At 65.7% G+C, this 5,512-nt stretch carries 7 protein-coding genes and 1 pseudogene; all 8 read right to left on the bottom strand.

The window, feature by feature from the left end; genetic code table 11:
- Window positions 1-50 precede the first annotated feature (50 nt).
- Window positions 51-188, bottom strand: a complete 138-nt coding sequence (locus FHS81_RS18410; RefSeq protein ID WP_183755028.1) for a hypothetical protein — start codon at window positions 186-188, stop codon at window positions 51-53.
- Between the two features lie 377 nt (window positions 189-565).
- Window positions 566-871 carry a hypothetical protein gene (locus tag FHS81_RS18415; protein ID WP_183755030.1) on the bottom strand — a complete coding sequence of 102 codons (306 nt, stop codon included), beginning with the start codon at window positions 869-871 and terminating at the stop codon, window positions 566-568.
- Between the two features lie 82 nt (window positions 872-953).
- On the bottom strand, window positions 954-3,113 hold the full coding sequence (locus FHS81_RS18420) for a ParB/RepB/Spo0J family partition protein (protein ID WP_183755033.1): 2,160 nt from the start codon (window positions 3,111-3,113) through the stop codon (window positions 954-956).
- A gap of 104 nt (window positions 3,114-3,217) precedes the next feature.
- Window positions 3,218-3,559 (bottom strand): hypothetical protein, encoded by a 342-nt coding sequence (locus tag FHS81_RS18425; RefSeq protein WP_183755035.1) that lies wholly within the window; start codon window positions 3,557-3,559, stop codon window positions 3,218-3,220.
- Window positions 3,546-3,977, bottom strand: a complete 432-nt coding sequence (locus FHS81_RS18430) for a hypothetical protein (RefSeq protein WP_183755037.1) — start codon at window positions 3,975-3,977, stop codon at window positions 3,546-3,548. The genes FHS81_RS18425 and FHS81_RS18430 overlap by 14 nt, the downstream gene beginning before the upstream one ends.
- Window positions 3,974-4,714 carry a hypothetical protein gene (locus FHS81_RS18435; RefSeq protein WP_183755039.1) on the bottom strand — a complete coding sequence of 247 codons (741 nt, stop codon included), beginning with the start codon at window positions 4,712-4,714 and terminating at the stop codon, window positions 3,974-3,976. Before FHS81_RS18435 ends, FHS81_RS18430 begins: the two co-directional genes overlap by 4 nt.
- Window positions 4,714-5,085, bottom strand: a complete 372-nt coding sequence (locus FHS81_RS18440; protein ID WP_183755041.1) for a DUF2958 domain-containing protein — start codon at window positions 5,083-5,085, stop codon at window positions 4,714-4,716. Before FHS81_RS18440 ends, FHS81_RS18435 begins: the two co-directional genes overlap by 1 nt.
- Window positions 5,082-5,396, bottom strand: a pseudogene (locus FHS81_RS18445) (zincin-like metallopeptidase domain-containing protein); the annotation flags it as partial. The pseudogene FHS81_RS18445 and the gene FHS81_RS18440, both read right to left, overlap by 4 nt.
- Window positions 5,397-5,512: the final 116 nt, after the last annotated feature.

Below are 5,512 nucleotides of genomic sequence, written 5' to 3' on the forward strand. Positions count from 1 at the left end.
ATCGGCGGGAATGTCCGCTGATCGAGACGCTGTTCCGGGAGCCGGCGAGCTCAGCGAAATGCCAGTGAGACAGCTTGACTGTTCAGATAAGCGCCGTGGGTTCCGTCTCCGGCCTGGAACACGACGATCGAGACCATCAGCGTGGTGGCGAGGCTGGCGGCGAAGGCGGTGGCATCTGCGTAGGACATGGGTTCCGGCTCCTGTCTCTGGAGGCGGGGGACCATCCCCCGCGCGACAGGCGCCCGAAGTGTCTGAACGGATCTGCAATCACCCTCGCGCGTTCGGCTCGTCCGAATCCGCGAGGGCGGCACGCTCGCGTAAGCCGACCCCTCGTGGGTTGATTGATAAGGAGACGGCTCAGACCAAGGTCAGCGAATGGAAGCGGGGTGGTGTTCTGCCTCTGACAGGATGCCGAAATCCCGTCGCAGGTGCCGCGCCGCGCCAGCCTTTCCCCCATGCCGGTCTCAACCGAATCGGTGTTTCAGGCCGGTGACGGAAACCAGCCCCACACGGTATCGCAAGGATGGCGGATGCTGGTGAAACTGAGACGCGACCGGGGTGACGGTCAGCTCCAATGCCCCTCAGCGATCTCGCGGGCGATCAGGGCGCGGGCCTTCAGCAGCAGGTCATCACCACAGGTATCGATATGGCCATAGAACCGGGCGCGCCCACCGAATCGGCTCCAGTCGGCATAGTAGCAATATTCACGGGCATCGATGCGGAAGGCCCGCAAATCATCGGCCCAATGCGGCTTGGGCTCGACGACGACGATGATGCCGTCGCGCGTCTCCTCCCAGGGCAGCGACCGCTCCGCCGGGGGATTTTCGCGGTCGGCCCGAAAAATGAAGTCGATGTCGATGTGGTCAGCCATGACGGCCTCCATAAAAAATGCCCGGCGCGATGGCCGGGCGAGTTGTAAACGGTGCGGAACAGCTTGCGCCGTCCCTATGAGATCATTCCGCAGCGACGAGGTGCTGCCGGTCTTCTTCGTCTTCAGCCGCCGGTTCCTCGTCGTCACCGTCACTGGCGAGGAAGTCGGGCAAAGCCTCGACCTCGCCATCGGCGTCGGGGGCAGCGTTGCCGTCGAGATCGACCAGGCGCAACGGTTCGGGCAGCCAGCCGGTGTCGGCCAGCAGGCGCTCGGCTTCCTTGGCCATGTCACCCTTTTTCAGATGGTCGATGAGCTGCGCCGCCCGTTCACCCGCGCCCTCGCGCACCGCCGCGAGGATCTGGGTCTTGGTCACGCGACCGAGATAGTTCTCGACCGTGGGCCGCCACCCCGCATCGACCACCATGTCGAAGTCGGTGGCGCGAGCAATCCGGTCGGCTCCGGCAAGGCGACGATCAAGGCCATGCTGCGAGATGCCGGAAGCGCTGTGGATGTTCGGGCGCTCGTAAAGCGCATTGACGCCATAGCTGACGCAATGGGCGAGAAGCGCCATGCGGCTCGCTTCGTCAAGCGCAGCGATCCAGTCCCACAGTTCCGCTTCGTCTGCCGGCAGATCGGCCTTCCACCCGTCGAAGCGCTCGCGGATCACCTTGGCCGAAAGGCTGTCTGCGAGATCGGAGCCCTGCGAATACAGATACCTGTGGCGTACCGAGACCTCCAGGCACCCGGTCGGCGCGGAGTAGTTATAGCGCTCCATCACCATGCGGTGGAGCAGCGCCGTCATCGCAACATGCGGATTGTTGGCGAGCGCTTCCTGAAGCGCGACGGTGCGATGGGCGGTCAGCTCGATGACGAGCCGCTCCGGCAGCGGCTTGATCCCGTCGTCGTCATCGTCCTCTTCGGGGTCGGCCGGCTGGCCGCCGATGGTGATGACGGCGCGCTGCACGTCGCCGTCATTTCCGCCGGCGACGATGGTGTTTTCGTTCTCGCCGTCCCCCGCATCGGCCACCGGCTCGTCCTTGGCCCGGACATAGCCGCGCTCGATGACAGGCTCGCCGTCGCGGTCGATGCTGATGAAGACACCGGCGCGGGCGATCTCGGCAGGATCATAGATGACGGGGCGCTTCTCGAAGCCTTCCAGAGCGGCCTCGATCTCGCCCAGCCGCCGATCGATCTCGTCGGGCAGCTCGTCGTGCTCGGAATATTCCGATTCAAGATCGTCGTACTCGTTGCGGAGTGCATCGCGCGCGGCGCGCTCCTCGTCGGTGAGATCGGCGAAGCTGCCGGTGATCTCGCGAAGGCCGTTGTCATAACCGTAAGGATGGCTGGTATCGACAGCGATCCACTTCCAGCCCTCGGCTGCCACTTCATCGGCGATCGTCTTCAACTTCTCCGAGACTAGGCGGTCGAGAAGCGCCACGTCTTCGAGCCAGCCCCCATCGTCCTCGGAGAAGAGGTCGCGCAGGATCGCGCCGCCGGCCTGCTCATAGGCGTCCACGCCGACGAAGCGCACGCGCTTGTCATCGGTCGGAACGGTGGTTTCGGTGAGGAGCTGGCGGACCTGCCAGGGCTGGACGTTGTAGGAACGCTGGGCAGCTTCCCAGACCTGTTCCTGGCGGGCGTGGTCGGGATTGACGGTGAATGCCTCCAGCATTGCCAGCGGCATGCCGTTGCGCGCATAGACTTCCAGTAGAGCCGGCGATACCGAAGCCAAGCGCATACGCTGCGTGATGTAGCGCGGCGTGGTGCGATAGGCGTCGGCGATCTCCTCCTTCGTCATGCCGTCGTCGAACATGCGCTTGAACGCCCGGAACTGGTCGAGCGGATGCAGGCCGAGCCGCAGCATGTTTTCCGCGAGCGAGTCGTCGACGGCCGAGGTCTTGGCGTCGGCTTTCTTGACGAGGCAGGGAACGAGGCCATCGGCGGGAAAGCGTCCGGCCTCGACCAGCCGCGCGATCGCCCGGAACCGCCGGCCGCCGGCCGGGGTCTCGAAATCGCCGGTCTCGTTGCCGTCGGCATCGAGGATGGCGCGAACATTGATGCCCTGCACGATGTCCTCGCGACGGTCGATGTCGTGGGTGAGATCATCGAGACCGGCCTCGACGTCGGTTTCGCGGACATTGCTGTCCGAGAGGCGGATGCGATTGAAGGGAATGTCGCGCGAGCGCGAGAAGACGATCATCGCAACGGCAGGCTTTTTCGACTTCCTGGCAGCTTTGGCCATGGTGGTTTCTCCGTGACAGGCGGCCGAGACCCTCTCTCGACCTTCCAACCCGTCACGAAATCCCCAGCCCCTCTCTCACTCTCGACCGGGCCGCGGGTGCGACGCTACCAGTCGAAGCGCTGCGGTCTCCCCGCATTCACCCGGTATTTCCTGCGCAGCGCCAGGATCGCCGCCTCCTGCCGGTCAATCTTGCGTCGGAGCCGGTCGAGATCCGGCCCCGCGACCACCAGGAGGCGATCGAGCACCCGCCGGTATTCCACCTCGTCCGCGCCGGTCCACCGGCTCATCCGCCGGTGGTAGCGCCGAGATTTCGGGCGGAGGCGAATCGTCTCGCCCTCGGCGCGATTGCTGAGTGCGCGTTCGGCAAGTCCGAGATTGCGCCGCGTATCCGCAAGCGCGTCCTCCATGCGCGCCAGCAGCGAGCGCACACGATCAGGAGGCATCATCGCGCGGCCCTCCGTCGTCAGGTGGGCCGAGATCGAGCACGTCCTGAAGGAAGCGCGGCGGAATGTTCTCCTCCGGCCCCTGCCAGGCGACGCGGCCGTTCCTCCAGATCGTGACGAAGCCGCCCCCGGTCGAGCGGACGGGCAGCGGCTTCGCCTCGAAGTTCGGGCATCCGAACTCGGCCGAAGTGGCCGAGAACACGGAGCTTTTGCGACCGGGCAGAAGAACGCGATCACAAGTGCCAGACGGGCGCTTGACGCGCCGGCGAGAAAGGCCGAGGCGGAACCATTCATAAGCGCGCTGTTCGTTTTCCGGCGGCGCGTCCCAATGGATGCAGTGTTTGCACTGGCCGGAGCGCCCGTCGACGGGCTCGTCGAGCGGCGGCCCGCCGTTATGGCCATGTTGCCTTGGTCCAGTCATGGCTGGCCTCCCATGACGACACGTTGGACCATGACGGGGCGCGTCTCGGTCGCCTGCGCCAGGCGCTCAATCAGCGCCAGCTCGGCATCCGAGCACGCGCCGCGCACCTCGATTTCGAGCCGCTCGACGGCATTGGCGTGATGGCACGCGGCGATGTGGACATTGCCGCACGTTTCGACGGGGCGCAGCCACGACCGGAGAAACAGGATGCCGGAACCGAGATTGCCGCAGTAAAGCAATTCGTCCACGTCCGGCGCGCTCGGACCGATGCCGGCCTTGCGGCCGCCGATCCGGCGGAAGGCTTCGCTGAACGTCGACGGATCGCGGGTGATCCGCGCGGTCCGCGCGGGATGGAACTGCCACGGCGGGCGCCAGGGATCGAGCTTGCCAACCGCAATCTGGTGCAGGAAATCGGCAAAGCTCGCCGGGTCGGCCGGATAAGGGCAGGTCCGCCAGATCTCGCGGACACGAGCGCGCAGCCTGTCGGGCAGCGTGAAGAGCTGGGTGCGGCCCTTTCGCCACCACACGGCGCGCTGAATGCGGCGCTCGCGTTCGGCCTCGTCCCACCATACGGCGCGGCGGGCCATTTCCTCGTCGACGCCGCGCTGGCCGGCGGCGATCTCTTCGGCGAAGAGCGGCAGCGCATCGCGTTCGAGGCGCTGCTTGCGGAGAAACGCCGCACGCTTGCGCGACGTGTCACCATAGGGTTCGGGCCTATGCCAGCGGCGGAAGCGCATCAGACGCCGTCCCGCCGGGCACGCGCCGCGGCATAGATGATCCGCTCGGCGCGGCGGATGCTGCCGGCCTCCCGTGCAGCCTCGGCCCAGACCGAAATCGGAAAGTCGCCGGAAAAAAGAATGTCGCGCTCGATGCCGAGTCCGAACGGCAGACGCGCCAAGGCCATCTCCTCGAGCGAGAAATAGCCAAGCTCCGGCTCGCCGAGATCGGCCAAGCCAAAGAGGATGTCGCCGTCGGCATCGAGCTCGGTCGCCAGCCAGACGCCGGCGCCGAGCGGGTTGAAGAACTTGACGACCGGCACATGATCGGTGTCGCGCTGGCGGCCATTGGCGAGAAGCTGCGCGCGCAGCTCGTCGGTCAGGAGGATCATGCTGCCCTCCTGTCGATAGCGGTCTCGGGCGTGGCAGGCCGCTGCTCGTCTTCCGGCAGGAAGGACAGCAGCCAGTCGGCCGCCTTGCTTGCCTGCGAGGCCGCGCGCACGATGGCGCGGGAATCCTCGCGCATGACCTCCAGCCAACTGCCGATGTAATCGGCGTGGCGCACCGTAGGCACGATGCCGAGAGCGGCGCAGCTAAAGGCCGAAATCTGCTCGGCAATCAGCTCTTCGAAGGCATATTTCTTCGAGCCGAACGAGCCGGTCAGGTCACGGTTCAGCCGGCTGTGATGGCCGCTGGCGTGCCCCTTATGCCGATATCGGCATAAGGGTCATTATGCCGTAAGTCGGATTATGCCGATTTCGGGTGCGTAATACTGAAATTGCAGGCCATGGTCCTCTTCGCGCTCGGCATAATCCGCCG

It is taken from the genome of Pseudochelatococcus contaminans (assembly GCF_014195635.1).
Lineage (GTDB): Bacteria > Pseudomonadota > Alphaproteobacteria > Rhizobiales > Beijerinckiaceae > Pseudochelatococcus > Pseudochelatococcus contaminans.